This is a genomic window from Rhizobium sp. 01L419, assembly GCF_056400025.1.
The window spans coordinates 24789-44973 of the sequence record NZ_JBFTSM010000027.1 but is presented as its reverse complement, the minus strand read 5'-3'; the positions used below and the strand labels follow the sequence as shown (position 1 = coordinate 44973).

General features: G+C 59.8%; 20 protein-coding genes. 7 read left to right on the top strand and 13 right to left on the bottom strand.

Going from position 1 to position 20185, the window contains the following annotated elements; genetic code table 11:
- Positions 1-5: 5 nt before the first annotated feature.
- From AC1DUP_RS33870 to AC1DUP_RS33850, 5 genes are all read right to left on the bottom strand, one after another.
- Positions 6-1085, bottom strand: a complete 1080-nt coding sequence (locus AC1DUP_RS33870) for an ABC transporter ATP-binding protein (RefSeq protein WP_113312048.1) — start codon at positions 1083-1085, stop codon at positions 6-8.
- A gap of 24 nt (positions 1086-1109) precedes the next feature.
- Complete coding sequence (locus tag AC1DUP_RS33865; protein ID WP_113312049.1) at positions 1110-1931, bottom strand: ABC transporter permease subunit; 822 nt, start codon at positions 1929-1931, stop codon at positions 1110-1112.
- The gene (locus tag AC1DUP_RS33860) at positions 1928-2818 is read right to left on the bottom strand and encodes an ABC transporter permease subunit (RefSeq protein WP_113299524.1); all 891 of its coding nucleotides are present in this window, start codon (positions 2816-2818) and stop codon (positions 1928-1930) included. The genes AC1DUP_RS33865 and AC1DUP_RS33860 overlap by 4 nt, the downstream gene beginning before the upstream one ends.
- On the bottom strand, positions 2818-3963 hold the full coding sequence (locus tag AC1DUP_RS33855; protein WP_113312050.1) for an extracellular solute-binding protein: 1146 nt from the start codon (positions 3961-3963) through the stop codon (positions 2818-2820). The genes AC1DUP_RS33860 and AC1DUP_RS33855 overlap by 1 nt, the downstream gene beginning before the upstream one ends.
- A gap of 270 nt (positions 3964-4233) precedes the next feature.
- Positions 4234-5571, bottom strand: coding sequence for an epoxide hydrolase family protein (locus AC1DUP_RS33850; RefSeq protein WP_113312051.1), 1338 nt, complete (start codon positions 5569-5571; stop codon positions 4234-4236).
- 295 nt (positions 5572-5866) lie between these two features.
- Between AC1DUP_RS33850 and AC1DUP_RS33845 the strand changes: the two genes are divergently transcribed.
- Entirely contained in the window at positions 5867-6250 is a 384-nt protein-coding gene (locus tag AC1DUP_RS33845) for a nuclear transport factor 2 family protein (protein WP_113312052.1), read from the top strand.
- A 177-nt stretch (positions 6251-6427) separates the two neighbouring features.
- On the opposite strand, the gene AC1DUP_RS33840 is transcribed toward AC1DUP_RS33845, so the two are convergent.
- The 3 genes from AC1DUP_RS33840 to AC1DUP_RS33830 are packed head-to-tail and all read right to left on the bottom strand — an operon-like array spanning position 6428 to position 9211.
- Entirely contained in the window at positions 6428-7567 is a 1140-nt protein-coding gene (locus AC1DUP_RS33840) for a mandelate racemase/muconate lactonizing enzyme family protein (protein ID WP_113299520.1), read from the bottom strand.
- A gap of 11 nt (positions 7568-7578) precedes the next feature.
- Positions 7579-8487, bottom strand: coding sequence for a dihydrodipicolinate synthase family protein (locus AC1DUP_RS33835; RefSeq protein ID WP_113312053.1), 909 nt, complete (start codon positions 8485-8487; stop codon positions 7579-7581).
- Between the two features lie 13 nt (positions 8488-8500).
- On the bottom strand, positions 8501-9211 hold the full coding sequence (locus AC1DUP_RS33830) for a GntR family transcriptional regulator (protein ID WP_113312054.1): 711 nt from the start codon (positions 9209-9211) through the stop codon (positions 8501-8503).
- A gap of 123 nt (positions 9212-9334) precedes the next feature.
- On the opposite strand from AC1DUP_RS33830, the gene AC1DUP_RS33825 reads away from it, so the two are divergent.
- From AC1DUP_RS33825 to AC1DUP_RS33800, 6 genes are all read left to right on the top strand, one after another.
- Positions 9335-10936: an ABC transporter substrate-binding protein gene (locus AC1DUP_RS33825; RefSeq protein WP_113312055.1), complete on the top strand. Its 1602-nt coding sequence runs from the start codon at positions 9335-9337 to the stop codon at positions 10934-10936.
- Positions 10937-10957: 21 nt separating this feature from the next.
- Positions 10958-12019, top strand: coding sequence for an ABC transporter permease (locus AC1DUP_RS33820; RefSeq protein WP_113312056.1), 1062 nt, complete (start codon positions 10958-10960; stop codon positions 12017-12019).
- A 4-nt stretch (positions 12020-12023) separates the two neighbouring features.
- Positions 12024-12935, top strand: a complete 912-nt coding sequence (locus tag AC1DUP_RS33815) for an ABC transporter permease (RefSeq protein ID WP_477836875.1) — start codon at positions 12024-12026, stop codon at positions 12933-12935.
- Entirely contained in the window at positions 12928-13776 is an 849-nt protein-coding gene (locus AC1DUP_RS33810) for an ABC transporter ATP-binding protein (RefSeq protein WP_113312057.1), read from the top strand. Before AC1DUP_RS33815 ends, AC1DUP_RS33810 begins: the two co-directional genes overlap by 8 nt.
- 2 nt (positions 13777-13778) lie before the next feature.
- Positions 13779-14543: an ABC transporter ATP-binding protein gene (locus AC1DUP_RS33805; protein ID WP_113312058.1), complete on the top strand. Its 765-nt coding sequence runs from the start codon at positions 13779-13781 to the stop codon at positions 14541-14543.
- Between the two features lie 305 nt (positions 14544-14848).
- Entirely contained in the window at positions 14849-15877 is a 1029-nt protein-coding gene (locus tag AC1DUP_RS33800; RefSeq protein WP_113312059.1) for a zinc transporter ZntB, read from the top strand.
- Positions 15878-15954: 77 nt separating this feature from the next.
- On the opposite strand, the gene AC1DUP_RS33795 is transcribed toward AC1DUP_RS33800, so the two are convergent.
- From AC1DUP_RS33795 to flgD, 5 genes are all read right to left on the bottom strand, one after another.
- Positions 15955-16734, bottom strand: coding sequence for a molybdopterin-binding protein (locus tag AC1DUP_RS33795; protein ID WP_113312060.1), 780 nt, complete (start codon positions 16732-16734; stop codon positions 15955-15957).
- Positions 16731-17585 (bottom strand): cytochrome b/b6 domain-containing protein, encoded by an 855-nt coding sequence (locus AC1DUP_RS33790; protein WP_113312061.1) that lies wholly within the window; start codon positions 17583-17585, stop codon positions 16731-16733. The genes AC1DUP_RS33795 and AC1DUP_RS33790 overlap by 4 nt, the downstream gene beginning before the upstream one ends.
- Positions 17586-17688: 103 nt before the next feature.
- Positions 17689-18291: a hypothetical protein gene (locus AC1DUP_RS33785; RefSeq protein ID WP_477836889.1), complete on the bottom strand. Its 603-nt coding sequence runs from the start codon at positions 18289-18291 to the stop codon at positions 17689-17691.
- 121 nt (positions 18292-18412) lie between these two features.
- Positions 18413-18994: a TetR/AcrR family transcriptional regulator gene (locus AC1DUP_RS33780; RefSeq protein WP_113299508.1), complete on the bottom strand. Its 582-nt coding sequence runs from the start codon at positions 18992-18994 to the stop codon at positions 18413-18415.
- Positions 18995-19312: 318 nt separating this feature from the next.
- On the bottom strand, positions 19313-19747 hold the full coding sequence (gene flgD, locus AC1DUP_RS33775; RefSeq protein ID WP_113312063.1) for a flagellar hook assembly protein FlgD: 435 nt from the start codon (positions 19745-19747) through the stop codon (positions 19313-19315).
- Positions 19748-20185 lie beyond the last annotated feature (438 nt).

The following is a 20185-nucleotide window of genomic DNA, read 5'->3' as shown; positions in this document are numbered from 1 at the left end:
GGCATTCAGGCCGTAAAGAGCGGTTGCACGGATGCAGCCGCTTCGGCAGATGCTGACTGATGGATCAGGGCATTATCGCGGAAGGCGAAGAAGCCGGAGCAGCTGGGAGCAACGACCATCCCTGCCCTGATCATATCGGTCGGCGCAACCATTGCCTTCAGCCTGATGCCATCGGCAAGGTCGATATCGACGATCTTGTGCATGCCGAAATCGGTAACGCGATGGACGATCGCATCTGCCGGCCGGCTGGCGGGACGCACCGTCAAGGCTTCCGGACGCATTGCGAGCGTCACTGGACCATCCGCAACGGGAACGGAAAAGCTAAAAAGCGGGTGCGTACAGACGCCGTTGCGGATCTCGCTCTCAACGAAATTCATCGAGCCGATGAAGCCGGCGACGAAAGCCGTCCGCGGCTCGCGATAGATGACGCTCGGCGGCGCGACCTGCTCCGTGCGGCCGTCGCGCATGACGACGATGCGGTCGGCAAGCGCCAGGGCTTCATCCTGACCGTGGGTGACGAACAATGTCGTGATACCAAGCCGCTGCTGGATGTCGCGCACCTCCTCCCGCAGTCGCTCGCGCAGATGCTGGTCGAGACTGGCGAAAGGCTCGTCGAGCAGCAGGATCTTCGGCTCGAGGACGAGCGAGCGGGCAAGTGCGACACGCTGCTGCTGCCCCCCGGAAAGCTGCGTCACTGCACGGCGCCCGTAATCGGCAAGGCCGACGAGGGCAAGGGCGTCCTCGACGCGCTGGCGGATTTCGGCCTTCGGCAGGCGCCGCAGCTTAAGGCCAAAGGCGATGTTGTTGAAGACATCCATATGGGTCCAGAGAGCATGACTCTGGAACACCATGCCGGTCGGGCGCCGCTCCGGCGGCAGGTTCGTCACATCCCTGGCGTCGATACGAATGCTGCCTTCGCTCGGCCGCTCGAAGCCACCGATCATGCGAAGCAACGTCGATTTGCCGGAACCCGATGGGCCGAGCAGGCAGACGAGTTCGCCGTCACCGACCTCGAGCGAGAAGTCTCGGACGGCAAAGGTGTGGCCGAAACTCTTCGAAACGCCTTCAATCACCAGATGCGCCATTCTTGAAACCCTTTCTGTCGGCGCTCAGGCGCCGAAGCCTCGCGCGAAGGCGCCGGTGCCGACGACGCGGCGCGCGAACATCAATGCCGCAAAGGACGGCACCCACAGCATGACGGAGAGGACCGCGCCATATTGCACGACGATCTGGTTGTTGATGAAGCTGATCATCAGCACCGGCATGGTGCGGATCTCCGGCGCTCCGATCAGCCATGCGCCCTCCGTCTCATAGAAAGTACCGACGAAGGTCAGGAGCAGGGCCGCGGATATGGTCGGCGCGGCCTGCGGCAAGGTGATCGACCAGAAGACGCGAAGCGGCGTTGCGCCGGCATCGCGTGCAGCCTCCTCCATGCGCCGATCGACATTCTGGAAGGCGGCTACCGGGATCCAGATCATCAACATCAGTGTGCCGACGAGTTGGATCAGGACCACGCCCCAGAAGGTACTGATCAACCCCATTTGCAGGAAGATGCCGGCGATCGCCACCAGCAGGCCGAATTTCGGAAAGGCATGCGAGGCGAGAAACGAGAGGAACAGGATATTGCGCCCGGGAAAGCGCATTCTTGCGAAGGCGTAGGCTGCCGGAAGGCAGATGATCGCCGAAAGCACTGTCACGGTCGCAGTCAGGCGCAGGCTGAGGAACAACGCATCCCAGACATCCTTGCGGGCCAGCGTCTGCGACCAGAAACGCAGGCCGAACTGTTGGGGAATGACCGAAGGATAGCGCCAGATTTCGGTGAAGGCCCAAGTGGCGACGACCAGCAGCGGCAACGCGATGAACAGCGTCAGCAGCAGCGAAAGAGCGAGGCCCGTCCAATCGAATTTCAAGGCAGTCGACTGGCGCATCATCGGCCCTCGCGATTGCGGGCGATCGACCAGACGTAGAAGGCGCCGAAGAGAAGGCAGAAGCCGAAGGTGATGACCGCCTGCGTCAGCGCACTCAGCGGATCGTTCATGTCGGCAAAGGTGCGCTGCATGAAAGGCCCCATCATCTCCGGTGAGGCTGGACCGAGGACATAGGGCAGCGTGAAGGCCGAGAATATGCCGAGAACGGCGAAGGAGGCGGTCACCAGAAGCGAATTTCCCATGCGCGGCAGAATGATCGAGATGAAGACCCTAAAAGGCGTTGCACCGACATCGCGGGCCGCCTCGATGGAGCTGTTGGAAACAGACGTAAGGCCGGCCGTCAGCATCAGCACGGTCAAAGGCAGATTGTCCCACACGAGACCAATGACCGGTCCCCAGGGGGTCAGATAAGGGCTCGGCAGCTTCGGCAGGCCGATGGCATTGAGCAGGATGTCGACCGTCCCGTTCGGCCCGATCGTGCGGATCAGGGCGTAGGACAGGATGATCGAGGGCACGAACATCGGAAAGATCGCCATGCCCTGAACATAGGCGGCGAGGCGACCGCCGGAAAAGCGCAGGTAAAGCGCAATCGGAAGTCCGATCGCAAGCAGCAGCAGGCCGCACACCAAGGTCGTCCAGAGCGTCAGCCAGAGATTGTTCAGGCTGTAACCATCGGTGAAGAAGAAATGGTAGGAGGCGAGTGAAAACTCGGTCGTCCCGTCCGGCTGGCGGATGAAGACGGTGGTAGCGACTGCCGAGAGGATTGGAAAGATAATCAGCCAGCCGACCAGAAAGACCGGCATGCCGACCAGGAGGAGCCCGTAAAGGCTCCCCCTGCCGAGAGGCTGAGCGCGGCGCGCGACCGCAGGCTGCAAGGCATCCATTGCCATCAGGTGCGGCTGATTCCGGGAGCGACGTTGCGGTACCAGCCGTCGTTGATCGCCTTTTCCCAATCGCCGCCCGGGAAGGTCGGGATGGTCGCCGGGATGACGTCGGCATATTTCTTGCGCAGGTCTTGGGAAATGTGATCCCAGGAAACGCCCGGGAAACCGCCGATCTCGGTAATAATGGCTTCCTGCATCTCGCTCGTCAGCATGAAAGCCGCGAGCTTGAGGGCGGCGTCCTTGTTGGCGCCGTTCGTGAAGATCGTCATGGCCGAGAAGCCGCCGCAGAGCGCAAGGTCGGAGAGCTGTACGAGACCGGTCGTCTCGGGCAGGACGCCCTGCGAGATCGCCTGCAGGACCTGGTCGGACCAGACGGGAGCCATGGTGACGACGCCCTGAGCGAGCAGCTGGATCGACTGCGTGTTGCCGGCGGTATAGGCGCCCTTCTGATAGAGCGACGGCGCGAGATCGTTGAGGATCTGCCATGCCGGTGTCAGCGTCTGGCTGGCATAGTCGGCAGTGAAATTGTCGATCTTGAACTTCTTCGGATCGCGGCCGTTGGCTTCATGGATGGCGCGGCGGACGAAATTGCCGCCCGAGCCACCCTTGTCCGGACGGTTGTAGATGAACTGGCCGGGATTGGCCTTGATCCAGGCGGTCAGTTGTTCCCAGGTCTTCGGCGCATCCTTCGGATCGAGCTTGGTCTTGTCATAGGCAAGCAGAACCTGCGAGCCGCGATAGGGCAGCCCGTAGGGCGTGTCGAAAGCGAGAGGATTGACCCGGTCGAAGCCCTGGACATTCTCGGCGGAGAATTTCACCCAGAGACCGGCATCGATGCCGCCGGCCGGGAGGCGCGGATCGAACTGTTCGAAGAGGTCGGCCTGCGGATCGGTCTTGGTCTGCAATGCCGCAAGCGCGCGGTCGGCGATGGCGCGAAGGCCGTTATTGTCGCCGGCATCGGTGATCTTGAGCGCCGCTTCCGGATGAGCCTTTTCGAAAGCCGGACGGATGATGTTGTTCCAGAGGTCGACGATATTGGAATCCGAGCCGCTGTAGAGGTCAATCGTGCCTGCGGCGGCCGAGGCGAAGCGCGGAAGGGCCAGAAGGCCCGCAGCCGCCGACGATGTGATCAGAAATTCGCGCCTATTCATATCCTGTCTCCCTTCGCTGTCGAGGCAAACGCCCCTGATGAGTTCAGAGACTTGCTAGTCCTGGCGCGTAACATCGGAATGACAGAAGGGAGGAAAATGCACACGTGTGCCAAGCCCAGCAGACAGGTCTCTCCGTCCACCGAATGGCAGGCTAAAGCCCGACTGCGTGAAGCTGTAGAACCGCAAGACCGTCATGCGCAATTTGTCGTGGCGGCGACGCCTTGTCAGACTGCGGTGGCCCTCGAATGAGGACCACCTATTTCGATGTCGTCAGCGTACGGATTTGAAAGCCGCTCTCACTTCCTCGGCGAAGATCTGCGGCTGCTCCCAGGCGGCAAAATGCCCGCCCTTTTCGACCTGATGATAGTAGGTCAGCGAGGGATAGGCCTGCTTGGCCCAGCTTTCAGGCGCGCGATAGATCTCCTTCGGAAATACCGTGATACCGACCGGGACTTTGATGTCTTTCGTCTTCTGCGCCTCTGCACTGAAGTTGTTGTTGTTGTTTTCCCAGTAGAACCGCGACGACGATGCGCCGGTGTTCGTCAACCAGTAGAGGGTGATATCGTTCAGCATCTCGTCCTTGGAGAAGACCCGTTCAGGAACGCCGCCACTGTCACTCCATTGAGCGAACTTCTCGTAGATCCAGGACGCCAGGCCAGACGGCGAGTCGGCGAGCGAGTAACCGATTGTCTGCGGCCGGGTCACCATCATGGCGCCATAGGCAGCGTTCCGTCCGAAGAAGGTGCTCAAAGAGTTATAGGCTTCTCGCTCCGGTGGCGACAGTTCTGCAGGGGCCGCGTCTCCGCTGTTGATGGCCTTCATGAGCTCGCCTGGAACCGTCGCAGGCATATTGAGATGAATTGCCAGCAAGCCCTTCGGCGCCTGGCGCGCCAACGCGTCGGAAATCACCGAACCATGATCCCCGCCTTGGGAAACATAGTGGTCATAACCGAGCCGCTTCATCAGGACGTCCCAAGCGCGGGCGACCCGGTCCGGACCCCAGCCCTGATCGACTGGACGTCCGGAAAATCCGTAGCCCGGTATCGAGGGGATGACGACGTCGAACGCATCTTCTGGCCGGCCACCATACGCGGTCGGGTCGGTGAGAGGTCCGATTGTCTTGATGAATTCAAACATCGATCCGGGCCAACCATGGGTCAGAACGATGGGCAGAGCGTTGGGGTGGCGTGAACGGACATGGATGAACTGGATGTCGACACCGTCGATCGTCGTGACGAACTCCGGCAGCGCATTCAGTTCCGCCTCAGCCCTGCGCCAGTCGTACTGGGTACCCCAATAGCGAACCAGCTCCTGGACCTGTGATAGCTGGATACCCTGGGAGGTGTCGTCGACCGTCTCCTTGTCCGGCCATCGGGTGTCAGCGATGCGTTTGTGCAGGTCGTCGAGTTGCGACTGCGGAACGTGGATCTGGAATGGGCGGACGCTTTCGTCTGTGCTCGTCGCCTTCGCGCCAACACTCGACGTAAGATCGGCGGCATAGGCCGGAAAAACATAGGCTGCCGGAACGAACAGCAGAGAACCAAATGCTATGGCGATTGCTCGATCCGCGATGCGACGCCGATCTGTAACATTGTCGGTCTTTGTCATGAAACACTCTCCTTCGATTTCTGCCGCAGTCGCGGCGCCCGTTAACGAAGAGCGGTTTCAAGGATTGACGTGTCCGGCATATTTCGAAAATCGAACGAAGTGTATCAGCGTGTAGGGGTGACGCGCCGGGACGCAAAATTGGCAGATTGCCGATGGTTCTCTCCGGGCATATTCTGCCGGAGTTCCGCGGTCGGCTGCATCTGGCGGGAGCGCCTCCGGCATCCCACCAAACAGCGAAAGCACGGCGGCTTGTCGTCACGAAGATTCTGGCCGCAAAAGCAGGTTGGAGATCCCTTTGGAAGATCGAACAATTCGAAAGAGATTGGAGCGCCATTGGGAGGCGTCTGACGCAAACGATTTCGACGTCGAACATGAAATCTATCACGAGGATGCCTTGCTGGATTATCCGCAATCTGGAGAGCGGATTCACGGCCGACGCAACATTCAAGAAAGCCGGTTCGTCCAGCCAAATAAAAAGCGGTTTACAGTCCGGCGAAGTGTCGGCAGCGGAGATCTCTGGGTCACCGAATTCACACTCACTTATGACGGTAAGCCCTCTTATGCCGTCAGCATCATGGAATTCCGCGACGGTTTGGTGGTCCGTGAGACGCAATATTTCTCAGATAGCTTCGAGCCATCATCCTCGCGGGCACATCTTATAGAGCGGATGACGAAATAGACCTAACCCGGATAGGACAATGTGCATCAACTGTCGACGTAAGCATTGGCGTGTCGTTGGGGCCGGGAAAGTGGCTGTGTTCGTCCAGTAGCTGAGTGTGCGGAAAGCGCGACCCGGATTTGTGGCGCGCGCTTCCCTAGCGCTTTCAAGGCAAGCCTGTCATTTCAACGGAACCGATCAGGGATAGGCTGTCGATCCATCCGGCTTGCGGGTGATTTTCCGCTCCCAATGAATGTAGTCTTCGGTCTGCAATGCCTTTTCATCGATTTCCAGACCCCAACCCGGACGGTCCGGCCGCAATTCCATATGGCCATCGACCGGCATATACGGATCGGCCGCCCATGGCGCGTGGACATGGGGCTTGAACTCCAGGACCTTGAAGTTCGGCTGTGCGGCGCAGAAGTGAATGTTGACCGCGGTCGCGAGCGGCCCCATCGGGTTATGCGGCGCGACGGTTACATAGTGGGCCTCAGCGATCGTTGCGATCCTGCGCATTTCCGTTACACCACCAACGACGCATATGTCGGGCTGGATGATGTCGGCGCCACGGGCCGACAACAGGGAAAGGAACTCGAAGCGATTATAGAGCGATTCCCCCGTGGCCAGCGGGACGGAAACCTTCGACTTCAGTTCGGCCCATGCCGGAATGTGTTCCGGCCGGATCGGCTCTTCGTAGAAGAGCGGATCGTTTGGCGCGATCGCCGCCGCAAGCTGAACAGCTTGATAGGGCTCGAAGATCTTCGCATGGGCATCGAATGCGAATTCGAAATGCGACGGCGTGATCTCGCGTATCCTGGCGAACCAGTCTCCGGTTTCCTTTACAAGCTCGCCCCAGCGGCCGGCATGCAGGTCGCGGCGGAAGGGGCTGAGCTTGAAAGCCGTGTAGCCGTATTTCTCGTTCAGTTCCAGGGTCTGGTCCTGCGCCGTCTGCGGGTCGGGGGCAGTATAGACGCCGCAATAGACCCGCACCCGATCGCGGACGTTGCCGCCAAGCAGCATATAGACCGGAAGGCCTGCGGCCTTGCCGGCGATATCCCAGAGCGCGTGATCGATCGCCGAAATGGCCGCAAGTCCGAGGGCGCCCGGCGGAAAACGGCATTGCTGATTGAGCTTCAGCACAAGGAATTCCACTCGGCGGGGGTCCTCCCCTTCGATCTGGTGGAAGAGATAGTCGAAAAGCGGCGGGAGCGCCCAGTCGGGGCCGTGATTGTAACATTCCCCCCAACCGGAAATGCCTTCGCTCGTCTCGATTTTCAGAAGCAGCCGCGGCCGGTCGTCGACGCGCTGCATGTAGGTCTTGAAGCCGGTAATATGCATGACGTTCTTTCTCAGGCGGCGCGGTTCTTGCCGCTCACATTGTCAACGATTGCGCGCAGTTCGGCGCGTTCCGCGTCCGTCAGGCATTCGACGCCGGGAAGGCGAACAGGGCCGACATCGGTACCGAGCATGCCAAGCGCCTCCTTGACGACGGTGACATTGGCGCCGTTCAGATATTTGGTGCGCAGCACTTCGAAACCGGCGATATCGTCGATCAAGGCACGCGCAGCGGCGTAGTCGCCGGCTTCCAGTGCCTGATGAATGGCATGCGAGCGCTCAGGGAAAACGTTGACGAGCCCAGAGGTAAAGCCGCGAGCACCCATGGCGTAGAAGGCCGGTGCCCAGCCTTCTGCCAGACCGCAAACCCAAATCGCCGGCGCATCCTTCGTCGAACGGATGACTTCAGCGAGCAACATCAGGTTTCCGGAGGCAAACTTGATGCCGGCAATATTGGGATGCAGGGCAAGCTTGCGGAAATCGGCGACTGAGAAAGTGTCGCTGCGGACATAGGCAATGACCGGAACAGTGGATGCCTCGGCGAGCTCCAGGAAATACTTCGCCTGATAGCTCGGGCCGGCAAAGGGGTCCATCGGGTGGTGGCCCATGATCGCGTCGGCGCCCTCGGCAATTGCATAACGGGCCAGAGCTTTGGCGTCCGTCAGCGAGCGACCAACAGCGGCACTGATAAGAGCCTTGCCATCCGCTGCCTTGATCGTGGCAGCATGGACCATCTTTACTTCATCCATCGTCAACGTGAAGAATTCGCCGGTATTGCCGGCGGCCATCAGATTGTGAACCCGGGCGGAGGCGAGGCGCGCGATCAATGCGGAAAGCTTGCCGAGGTCGATGCTGCCATCCGTCTTGTAGGGGGTCACAGGCACCCCGGAGATACCCGTTAAGGCCTTGCGAATCTTGTCCATTGCCACGGTCACGTCAAATGTCCTCTTTCTTCCTGAATACGATGGTGAGGTAGGTTTCGCCGGAGCGGACGACGTGATCGCGCATCACCCGCTCAGCCTTGTCGCTGTCGTTCGAAACGATCGCAGCGGCAATGGCAGAGTGTTCGGCCAGCGCCTTGTCGCGCTCCTTGTTGTCGGAATGAATGATGCGCCGAATGCTCGCATCGTAGAATTGCTGACGCTCGATCATGCGCGACAGGTATTGGCAGCGCGAGGCGATGTGGATCTGCTCGTGAAAGGTCTCATTCAAGGCGATGAGATCGTCCGCCGCGCCATCGGCCGTGGCCGCTTTCATCAATGCGACCGTATCCCTGAGCTTCGCAGCTTCTTCCTCGGTGATCCGCTTGGCGGCGAGATGCGCGATCATCGATTCCAGTGCGGCGCGCGCCAGGATCATTTCCTCCGCCCATCCGGCGTTGAACCGGATCAGCACTCCGCGGCGCGGCAGTGTTTCAACCAGTCCTTCGGTTTCGAGCTGCCGGAGCGCCTCTTTGATCGGAGTAGTGGAAACACCGAGCTGCTCGGCGAGCTGGCGTTCGTTCACACGTTCGTCGGCACGAAAGCGGCCGGATAGGATCGCCGCCCTGAGCGTCTTGTGAACGTGATCACGAAGGGTCGTCAGGAACCGCGGGTCGATCTTCTCTATACGGTCGTCGCCCGCTGCGCCCTCCACCTTATTTTTCATAAGCCGAAAATTCCCCCGTTGACGACAAAACCGTTTTGTGAGATCTGATATACCAGATTTCAGATCGATGTCGATATCAAAATTCGCTCTGATGTGATTGCAGAGATACCCGGGAGGAAGAAAATGAAGATCCAAAGACGCGGACTGTTGATCTCGTCGGCGCTTGTTGCCGCGAGCCTGATGATGCCGTTGGCAGCAGCTGCAGCCACCCCAAAGGACCAGCTGGTTATTGCAACGAACATGTCATCGATGCGTGGCCTCGATCCGAACGAAATCAATCAGTTGGAAGCTGCTGAAATAGTCGCGAACCTTTATGAGCGGCTGATCGTGCTGCCGGCTGACGATATTACCAAGCCGGCTCCGGGTGTCGCCGAGAGCTGGAGCGTCTCGCCCGACGGCAAGACCTTCACCTTCAAAATCCGCTCCGGCATTACCTTCCATTCCGGCAATCCGCTGACGGCGAAGGATGTCGAGTGGTCGCTGCGCCGCCTCGTCAAGCTTGGGCTTGCACCATCCGTAGACCTTCGCCAGTGGGGGTTTACCGACAAGAATGTCGACGATCTGATCAAGGCGAGCGACGACACCACCGTGATCCTCCAGACGCCCGAACTCTGGAACCCCAACTTGATCCTCTATTCGCTGGCGAGCTTCTCAACCTCTATCCTGGACAGCAAGTTCCTCGCCGAGCATGAAAAGAGCGGCGATTTGGGGCGCGAGTTCCTGCAGGCCAACGACGCGGGCTCCGGGCCCTATGCGCTGCGCACCTGGCGCGTCAACGACCTGTTGATCGCAGATGCCAACAAGGACTACTGGCAGGGTGCCCCGAAGATGCGCCGCGTCGTTCTGCGCCATATGCCGGAATCCTCCGGCCAGCGCCTGCAGCTTGAGGCAGGTGACGTCGATGTTGCGACCCGTCTGTCCTCCACCGATCTTGCAGCCGTCGAAACGGGCGGCAAGGCCGACATCCAGAAGACGCCTGGCTTCGGCTTCTATTACCTTGCTTTGAACCAGAAGGACGAGATCCTCTCCAATCCCAAGGTTCGCGAAGCCTTCCGCTATCTCATCGATTATGACGGCCTCGCCAACACCGTCATGAAATATTACGGCATCAGGCAGCAGACCATCATTCCGGCCGGCCTGCCGGGTGCGAGCGACGTCAATCCCTACAAGCTCGACATCGAAAAGGCCAAGCAACTGCTGACTGAAGCCGGCTATCCGAATGGCTTCTCGAAGGTCTATTACGCAACGCCAGTCACCCCGGAATATGAGGTTGCACAATCCCTGCAGGCCAACGCCGCCAAGGCTGGCATCAAGCTCGATCTTCAAGGGGGCGACCATATCGGCAAGTTCCGCACGCGCGAATTCGAAATCTTCTCGGCGCGATCCGGCGAACGCCTGCCGGATCCGCACGCGGTCCTCCAGTCTTATGCGACCAATGCGAATAATTCCGACGATGCCAAGCTTACGGGCCTGAACGCCTGGCGCACCGCCTGGGATGTGCCGAAGGACATCCAGGACATGGTAATTGCGGCCGCCCACGAGACCGATCAGCAAAAGCGTGCCGATCTCTATGCGAAGATCAACAAGGCCTACCTCGAATCGTCCCCGCCGCTGATCACCTCCTTCCTGCGCACCGATGCAAAGGCGGTTCGCAAGGAAGTGAAAGGCTACACCGGCCATTCGACATGGCTGACGCGCTGGGACACGGTCTCCAAGGGCGAATGACCTCCTCCAAGGGAGAATGACGTGAGCATCTCACAAACATCCTGGGCCACATCGGGCGGTGGAGCGGCTGCGCTCGACGCAGTGCGAAAGCTGGCGACATCCTTCAGCGTCATCCTGACGACGCTTCTTGGCCTGCTGGTCATCACCTTCGTCGTCGGGCGCATGGTCCCGGCTGATCCGGTCATTGCTGTTATCGGCGATCAGGCCGACCAGGCGACCTATGAACGGGTCTACAAGGAAATGGGGCTGGACCAGCCGCTCTATGCCCAATTCGCGACCTATCTCGGCAATGTCGCCCAGCTGAATTTCGGCCAGTCCCATGTGACCAAGAACCCCGTGGCAAGTGACCTTGCCCGGGTGTTCCCGGCGACACTGGAGCTTGCGACGCTGGCAACGATCATCGGCGCCGGCCTCGGTATTCCGCTCGGCATCATCTCCGCCGTCCGCAAGGGTACCTGGGTCGATCATCTTGCAAGGATCGTCGGATTGCTCGGGCATTCGACCCCAATCTTCTGGCTCGGCACCATCGTCATCCTGGTCTTCTACGCCAAGTTCGGGCTCATTCCTGGCAGTGGCCGGCTTGACGTCTACAATGAGGGCCTCGTCGAAGGGCCGACCAACTCCATTCTCGTCGATGCGATCATTGCCGGCGAATGGGAGGTTTTCCGCGATGCCTTGTTGCATGTCGCAGCCCCTGCCCTCATCCTCGGTTATGCGGCCATGGCCTATCTCAGCCGCATGAGCCGCAGCTTCATGCTGGAACAGCTTCGGCAGGAATATGTGCTGACGGCAAAGGCAAAGGGGCTCGGCCAGCGCGCCATCATCTGGCGCCATGCCTTCCGTAACATACGGGTTCAGCTTCTGACTATCATCGCGCTTGCCTATTGCGGCCTGCTGGACGGCACGGTTCTCATCGAGACCGTCTTTGCCTGGCCCGGCCTCGGGCAATATCTGACCTCGGCTCTCTTCTTCGCGGACATGAACGCGATCCTCGGCAGCGTGCTTCTGATCGGCATCATTTCGATCGTCATCAACCTGCTGTCCGATATCGCCTACCGCTTCCTCGATCCGCGTACCCGGTGACATCATGGCGACACGTTATTTCAACGATCTCCACAATTGGCTGATCAACGAGGAATTCACCTCGACACGGCAGGCGCGTTTCCACAAGGCCTACGTCCTATGGCTCAACCTTCTTGCCAATCCGCTGGCCTTTGGGGGGTTCCTCGTCGTGCTTGCACTGGTGCTCATCGCAGCCTTCGCGCCGCTGCTTGCCAACTACGACCCTATTGCCCAGGATTTGACGATGGCGCTGAAGCCACCGTCTGCCGCAAACTGGTTCGGAACGGATGAGTTCGGCCGCGACGTATACTCGCGCATCGTCTTTGGCGCACGCACAACGCTCTATATCAGCATTCTCGTAACGGTCATCGTTGCGCCGATCGGCTTTGTGATCGGTGCGGCGGCCGGCTATCTCGGCGGTTGGGTGGATGTCGTCCTGATGCGCATCACCGATATCTTCCTTTCCTTCCCAAGCCTCGTTCTGGCATTGGCATTTTCCGCAGCCCTCGGGCCAGGCATCGAAAATGCCGTCATCGCCATTGCGCTCACGGTCTGGCCACCGATCGCCCGACTGGCGCGAGCCGAGACGCTGACATTTCGTGCCGCCGACTTCGTCGTCGCTGCCGAACTGCAGGGCGCCGGCATGCGCCGCATCCTGCTGCATCACATCGTGCCGCTCTGCGCCCCTTCGATCATCATTCGACTAACGCTCAACATGTCGAGCGTCATCCTGACAGCCGCCGGCCTCGGCTTCCTCGGCCTTGGCGCCCAGCCGCCGATGCCTGAATGGGGCGCCATGGCTGCGTCGGGCCGGCAATATCTGCTCGACGCCTGGTGGCTGACGACGGTCCCCGGCATCGCAATCCTCGTGGTCAGCCTCGCCTTCAACCTGCTGGGCGACGGCCTGCGCGACATTATGGATCCCCGAAATGCCTGATCAATCCCAGCCGATCCTTTCGGTCAAAAACATGTCGGTCCAGTTCCCGACCCTTTCGGGCGTCGTCACGGCCGTGAAGAACGTCTCCTTCACTGTCGGGCGCGAGAAAGTCGGCATCATCGGCGAATCCGGCTCGGGAAAGAGCACCACCGGACGCGCCATCATGCGGCTGCAGCCGGCGACCGCAAAAGTGGTGGCCGACGAAATACGCTTCGAGGATATCGATCTCATGCGCGCCAGCGAGGCCGATATGCGCTCGATCCGCGGGCGGCGCATTTCGATGATCCTGCAGGACCCGAAATACTCGCTCAACCCGGTCATGACGGTCGGCGAGCAGATTGCCGAAACCGTCATTCTCCATGAGCGTGTCGGTCGCCGTGAGGCACGGGCACGCACACTCGCCATGCTGGAACGGGTCAACATTCGCGATCCGGAGCGAGTCTTCTACCTTTATCCGCACGAAGTCTCCGGCGGCATGGGACAGCGTATCATGATCTCGATGATGCTGATTTCCTCGCCGTCACTGATCATCGCCGACGAGCCGACCTCGGCTCTCGACGTGACGGTGCGCCAACAGGTCCTGTCGATCCTCGACGATCTGATCACCGAGCGCAACATCGGCCTGGTCTTCATCTCGCATGACCTCAACCTGGTGAAGAGCTTCTGCGATCGGGTGATCATCATGTATGCCGGGCGTATCGTCGAAGAGCTCGAAGCTGCAAAGCTTGAGGAGGCAACCCATCCCTATACGCGGGGTCTCCTCCAGGCGCTGCCGAGCCTCGATCATCCCCGAGACCGCCTTGAGGTCCTGAGGCGCGACCCAAGCTGGGCGGAGGCATGAACATGATGATCTCAGTCAAAAACCTCGCGGTTTCCTTCGGTCGCGGCCCTTCCGCCAAGCAAGTGGTCAAGGACGTCTCCTTCGACGTTGCTGCAGGCGAGACGTTCGGCCTCGTCGGTGAAAGCGGCTGCGGCAAATCCACTGTCCTGGGTGCGCTGGCCGGCAGGATCAAGGAGTGGGGCGGCTCGATCGCGATCGATGGAGAGGCAATCGCTGTCAAGCGCTCAAAATCGCAGCTTGCCAAGCAGCAGATGGTATTCCAGGACCCCTTCGGCTCGCTTCATCCGCGCCACACGATCGGCCGCACGCTTCTCGAACCACTCGAAATCCATGGCGTCGACCGGCGCAGGGAGCGCGTGGAACAGGTGCTGCGCGACGTCGGCCTGCCTGCCTCTTTCTACCATCGTTTCCCGCACCAGCTGTCGGGGGGGCAGCGCCAGCGCGTTGCAATCGCCCGCGCATTGATCCTCAAGCCCAGCGTGCTTCTCCTCGACGAGCCGACATCCGCACTCGACGTCTCCATCCAGGCCGAGATCCTCAATCTGCTGAAGGACCTGCGCGAAAGGGAAAAGCTGACCTACATTCTGGTCAGCCACGACATGGCTGTGATTGCTCATCTCTGTAATCGGGTCGCCGTCATGCAGGGCGGTATGTTCGTGGAAATCGCCTCGAGAGACGCTTTGCTCAGCGGAAATGTTGAACATCCCTATACGCGCACGCTTCTCGACGGCAGCAGGGGCTACCAACCCACGCGCCGCGCCGGATAGTGCGGGAATTTGCGGTACGCGACGACGTGAAAAGGGCAACCGTAGGAGCTTCAGCGGAAGTGGCCGAGTTTTGGGGTCAAGGGCTATCAAGGTGGCATGTCGGCCCCCTCATTTCGAATCCAAGTCTGAGCCCGATACTCTGATCGCCCAAGAGATCGCATAAGTCCGATCATCCCGGGATTTCATGATGCCGGCGGCCCTGTTCTCAGGGCACCGCTGCATTGATCGTCTTGCCGCATTGCAGCGACTCGCTAAGCTATTGATGTAGGCTTACGGGAGGTTGACTTGGCGGAAGGAGATTCGTCATGCACGAGCAGGTCGCGAGCGTTGCAAGTTACGGCGCCGAGCCGGGTTTGCGTTTCGCCGTGCTTCTTGACGGAAGCGGCGGTTGTCGCACCCTAGATATGGAGGCGGTGCGCCGATGGACGCCGGATGACGGCGTCGTCTGGCTGCATTTCGAGCGTGACCATCCGGCGGCTGCCGAATGGGTCACAACGAGAGGCGGATTCGATCCTCTGGTTGCCGACGCCCTGCTGCAGGAGGAATCGCGCCCGCGCGTCGAAAACATCGACGACGGACTGCTGATTATTCTTCGCGGCGTCTGTGCTGCGCCGCCCGAAGAAGCAAAAGCCGGGCCGGCCGAAATCGATCTCGTCCCCCTGCATGTATGGGCCGACGAGCGCAGGCTCGTGACCCTACGCGACAGCGGCCATTATATAACCGCCTTGCGCGATATCCGCCTTGCCCTCGACAAAGGCAAAGGCCCCAAACAGACGGGGGAACTGCTCGCTCTCGTCAGCGAAAAGCTGGTCCGCGACCTAGAGCCTGTGCTTGACACGATGGACGAAGAGGTCGACGAGCTGGACGAGCTGATCTTTCACGGCGAAGCCAGCGAAGTTCGCGAGCGGCTGAAGCAGCTTCGTCGCCGCTCCGTTCAACTTCGACGCTATCTTGCCCCTCAGCGCGACGCCTTGAACCGTATCGAACACGACGATGCGCCGTGGCTGAAGGAGCGTGACAAGCTGCGTTTCCGCGAGGTCATCGACAAGCTGATGCGCTTCATCGAATATCTCGACGCCATCCGCGACCGGACCGGCATTCTTCATGACGACCTGTCCACGGTCATCAGCGAGCGGATTGCCCGCAACTCCAACCGACTCGCCGCACTCGCCGCCCTGCTACTGCCGCCGAGCGTGGTGGCTGGTCTTTTCGGCATGAATGTCGGCGGCATCCCTGGTGTCAACGATACCTGGGCTTTCGTCATTATCGTTGCCTTCGTCGCGGTCACGTCGGTTGCGACGCTGATGGTCCTCAAGCGGATTAACTGGCTTTGAGTGGGTGAAGGCAAGGTTCCAGAGCCGACCTTTCGGCCGGCTTCGCTCTCCTTGTGTCCAGGCTGAGTTCGGATCGCTCAGATCCCGGCATACCACTCGTAGCCGCGGTCCTCCCAGTAGCCACCATTGCCGCCCCACAAGCCGGCAAAACTGTCGACGATCTCAATGCGCATGATGTACTTGGCCTGCTTGTAGCCGAGTTGTCGTTCGACGCGCAGACGCAATGGCGCTCCGTGTCCGACGGTCAGATCCTTTCCGTTCATCTGATAAGCGAGGATGGTCTGCGGATGGAATGCGTCGATAAGGTCGATGCTCTCATAGTAGCGGCCACTTCCATCAAGTGTCTTCTCCAACTCGTCCGCACAGTGGAAGACCGCAAATCGTGCGTTCGGTCTGAGCCCTACCGAGCTCAAGACAGAACCAAGCGGAACGCCGGTCCATTTCCCGATCGCGCTCCACCCCTCGACGCAGTCGTGACGGGTGATCTGAGTGCGCGCCGGACGCCTCTTAAGGTCAATGAGGGAAAATTCCTGGGGCCGGTCGACGAGACCGTCGATCTTCAATCGCCAGTTCGCGAAATTGCCTTCGGCGAACTCGGTATAGTCCTCGCCATCTGGCGCGCTCGTGCCGTTCACCCTGAAAGTCGGAGAAATGTCCGTCTCGGCAAACTCGCGGGCGAGAGCATCGCGTCCCTGCAGCAGCCTTTGTGCCTTCATCGTCAGATTTTCGGCCGAGCGGATAACGCTACCCAAAGCCGCATTTTGGTCCAGTATGTCGCAGCCCGAGAGCGTGAGTGCAGAGGCGCCGAGCGTGCTGCCGATCAGAAAACGCCTGCGGGTCAGGAAGCTACGCGTCATGTATGTGGACCTTTCTCTCGAATGGCATAGCGACCCGTGATCATCGAGCGCATGTTGTTCCAGGTTCCCGACAGTACGATCATCGCCACATGCACGAACACGAAGAGCACGAGAAGCGTTGCGGTCATGAAGTGGATCGTGCGCGCCGACTGGCGCCCGCCGAAAATGTCCACCAGGATCGGCACGACGGCATCAAAGCCGGGGGACATTGTCAGGCCGGTCAGCAACATCGTCGGCAGCAGAATGACGATCACAGCGAGGTAGGTGAGCTTTTGGAGCGCGTTGTAGTGCTTCGCTTGTTCCCCTTCCGGGAAGCGCAGACGCGCGTGGTCGAGGATTTCGTGCCATAGATGGCGCGGGGAAAGGTCTCTGCGCGCCGGGGCCAGGTCCCGTCGAAAATGGCCGGTCAGGACGCCGAAGCCGAGGTAAAAAATGCCGTTGACGAGAAATAGCCAGGCAAAGAAGAAATGCCAGCGGCGGCCGGTTGCGAGATCCTGAAACGGCGGGATGGTCGCCCAGGCCGGAAACGCCCGCGGCGTCGGATCTCCCTCGAAAGTCGAGACGCCCAGGACACCGGTCGTCGGCACCTCGACACCAGCGATCCGGACGAAACCGTGCATATCGTCGCCCTGTCCGCTTGAGCCGATCGTCAGTACAGATGGATCCCCGTCTGCACCATAGTGTCCCCAGTACAGTTCGGGATGAGCGTTGAAAATCTGCAATCCACTCAAGAGCAGCACGCTCAGGCAGATCACGTTCAGCCAATGCGTCAGCCGCGTGACCAGGGAATGACGATGGATCATTAGGGTCCGGGGATACTGCATATTGTCGTTGTCGGGACTGTCGCTCATGGATGCGGCCCTCCGGTCGGGCTGAATTGTTGCGTATTTGCGATGAACAGCTGGATGCCGCCGGTCGGCCAATGGGGCGGAAGCTGACCGGCGGCGACGTGGCTCACATGGGGGGCACCACGCCATTCTTGCCAACGATAACGCGATGCGCGACTGTCCCGCTCGAAGCCTTCTCGGCCGGGATAAACACGACTGCTCCTGCGACCAGGTCGTCCTTGGTTGCTGGGGCGATAGTCACGACCGGAGTACCGTCCGGAATGGAGATCTTCTTTTCCTTGCCGTGGTAGGACACGGTAACGGTCCGGCCGTCGACGTCCTTGACCGCATCGGCGACGGTAGCATTGGTCATGCTACTGTTCGGCTTGAGGTCCCAGCCGAAGCTTCCCTCGCCGGCTCCCCTGAGTGCAGGCGGAAAGATCAGAACTTCAAGAGCGCCGTCTCCACCCTGCTCCTTCGGCAGGGAGGCGATGCCCACATAGTCTCCGGGCTGGATGTCGGAGACCTTCGCGTTGGCGACACTGGCGACCTGCCAGCCGTCGGCAAGAGCGACGTCAACGGTTTCTCCCTCGCGCGTCTTCACCTTCAAGGTAGCATCGGTGAAGTTGACGACACTGCCCCGGATGTTGAGTTCGGCCTTTTTGTCTTCGGCCTGGGCAGAGACCGGCGAAACAAGCGTTGCTGGAACGCCAACCAAGCCGGCGACCATGATTACTGGAAGAAGTCTGCGCAACATTTGAGGTTCCTTACCTACTAGTTGGTAGTTTCTGCGACGCTGTTTTGCCACGCATGTTCCCCGTCGACGCGCCGCCCGGTCGCCGGGAATTAGATCACCGCGGCCGCAGCCGCTGAAGACTTGGCTCAAGAATCAGCTCAAAGACAGCAGGCGTTCCATAGGCTCGGGCCGACAGCATGGCACCGTGAACGGTGGCCATGAAAGCCTCTGCCTCTACGCGCGCCGGGCACGAGATCACCAGGGCTCCTTGCTGGTCACCACGCTCGATGACCGATGTCAGCCATCCTGAAAGATGTTGGAAATAGGCGCGCACTTCGACCGCGACCTCCGGAGGAAGGGCCGGCAGCTCGCTTGCAAGAAGCGCGCAGACACAAAACGGACGGCTTGCATCCCCGATGCATTGAGCCCAAAAACCGGCATAGGTCTTCAGCAGCTCAAGCGGATCGCTAAACTTGCTTTCGACCTCGGCCAAGCCAGTCACGGCGTTTGCGCGGTAGCGGGCGACAAGAGCACGCGCCAGATCGGCCTTGCTTGGAAAGTGATGATGGATGCTGGCCTTGCGGATCCCGACAACCGCAGCGATGTCGGCGTAGCTGAACCCGTTATAGCCACCTGATACGATCAGCTTTTCCGCACTGTTCAGGATCTCGTCATAGGTATTCGAAAGATTGCTCATACGCTTGTATCTACCTTCTAGTAGGAAGATCGTCAACTGCGTATTCCTTCCTAATTCCGGAAGGTGCTCCAAAGCTGATGAACGGCGGCAGAGAGCCGCTATAGCCGCATCGATCACGGTAACAAGCATGGCGGGCTGGTGATCTCCCGCGACCTTGGCTATCTGCTCGGGGAGGAGGCGCCCGATGAGAAAGGCTTCTATGTTTTTACCGGAAGCGACCGTTCAACGATTAATTTCGCAGATCTATCGGGCACTCCCTCAAGGGCTTGCCCGACATATTCTTTCTCGGGGTGCAAAAAACGTCGATGATAGTCAGGATCATTCGATGGCTGCAGCGCTACTGCCGCTTGGCTGCGAGAGGCTGACACCCGGCTGGACGAGAATCTTCCCGCCCTCCGTCGTCGTGGCTATGATTCCGTCGCTGTAGATTTTGACGGAAGCAATCGTACCTTTGACCGTACCGTCTGCGCTTTCGATGTAGCTGCCGATATAGCTGCCGGCCTGGGCAAGGTTGGAGCCCGCCAGCAGGGCATCCAGCTTCTGATTCGTCTGGATCGTCTGCTCGACCTGCGAGAAACTGGCGAGCTGCGCCAGTTGTTGACTGGCGTCCACGGGGTCGGTCGGATCCTGGTTCTTCAGTTGCGCGATCAGAAGCTGCAAAAAGTCGTCATAGTTCACCATCGCTTTCTGCTGGGCGGTAGCCGTGCTACCCGCCAGAGAGGAGCCGACGCCTGTGAGAGGATTTGTCGTCATAGTCGATCTCGGTTGTTTGGGGTTAAGGCTTAAAACGGCCCCTTCCAGTTGGCGATAATTACCTATTAGTAGGTAGGCTGAAAAAGTGTCTTCGGCATGAGATAGTGTTGGATAGGCTCAGTTGGTTGGCGCAAATGAACGACGCGCCAGTGCTTCGGATGATGCGTCAGAGAAGCGCACAATTATCTACCTTCTAGTAGGTTTAGTGTCAACGTGTGAGAAATGGTGCTGACTGCCCGGTGCTCCGCTTTCACGCGGTGCTCACGATGGGCAGGCAACGTCCGACACGGCCGGCCCATCAGCTGCCCGACCGTATAAGAGAACGCGCAATATCAATGATGTCATCGCATGGGCGATCGGATCTTCGTCGTTCCAGACGACATCGATCCGATCTTGAAGTCGATGCCGAACCGCCAGCGACGAGCGACCCTAACCAGA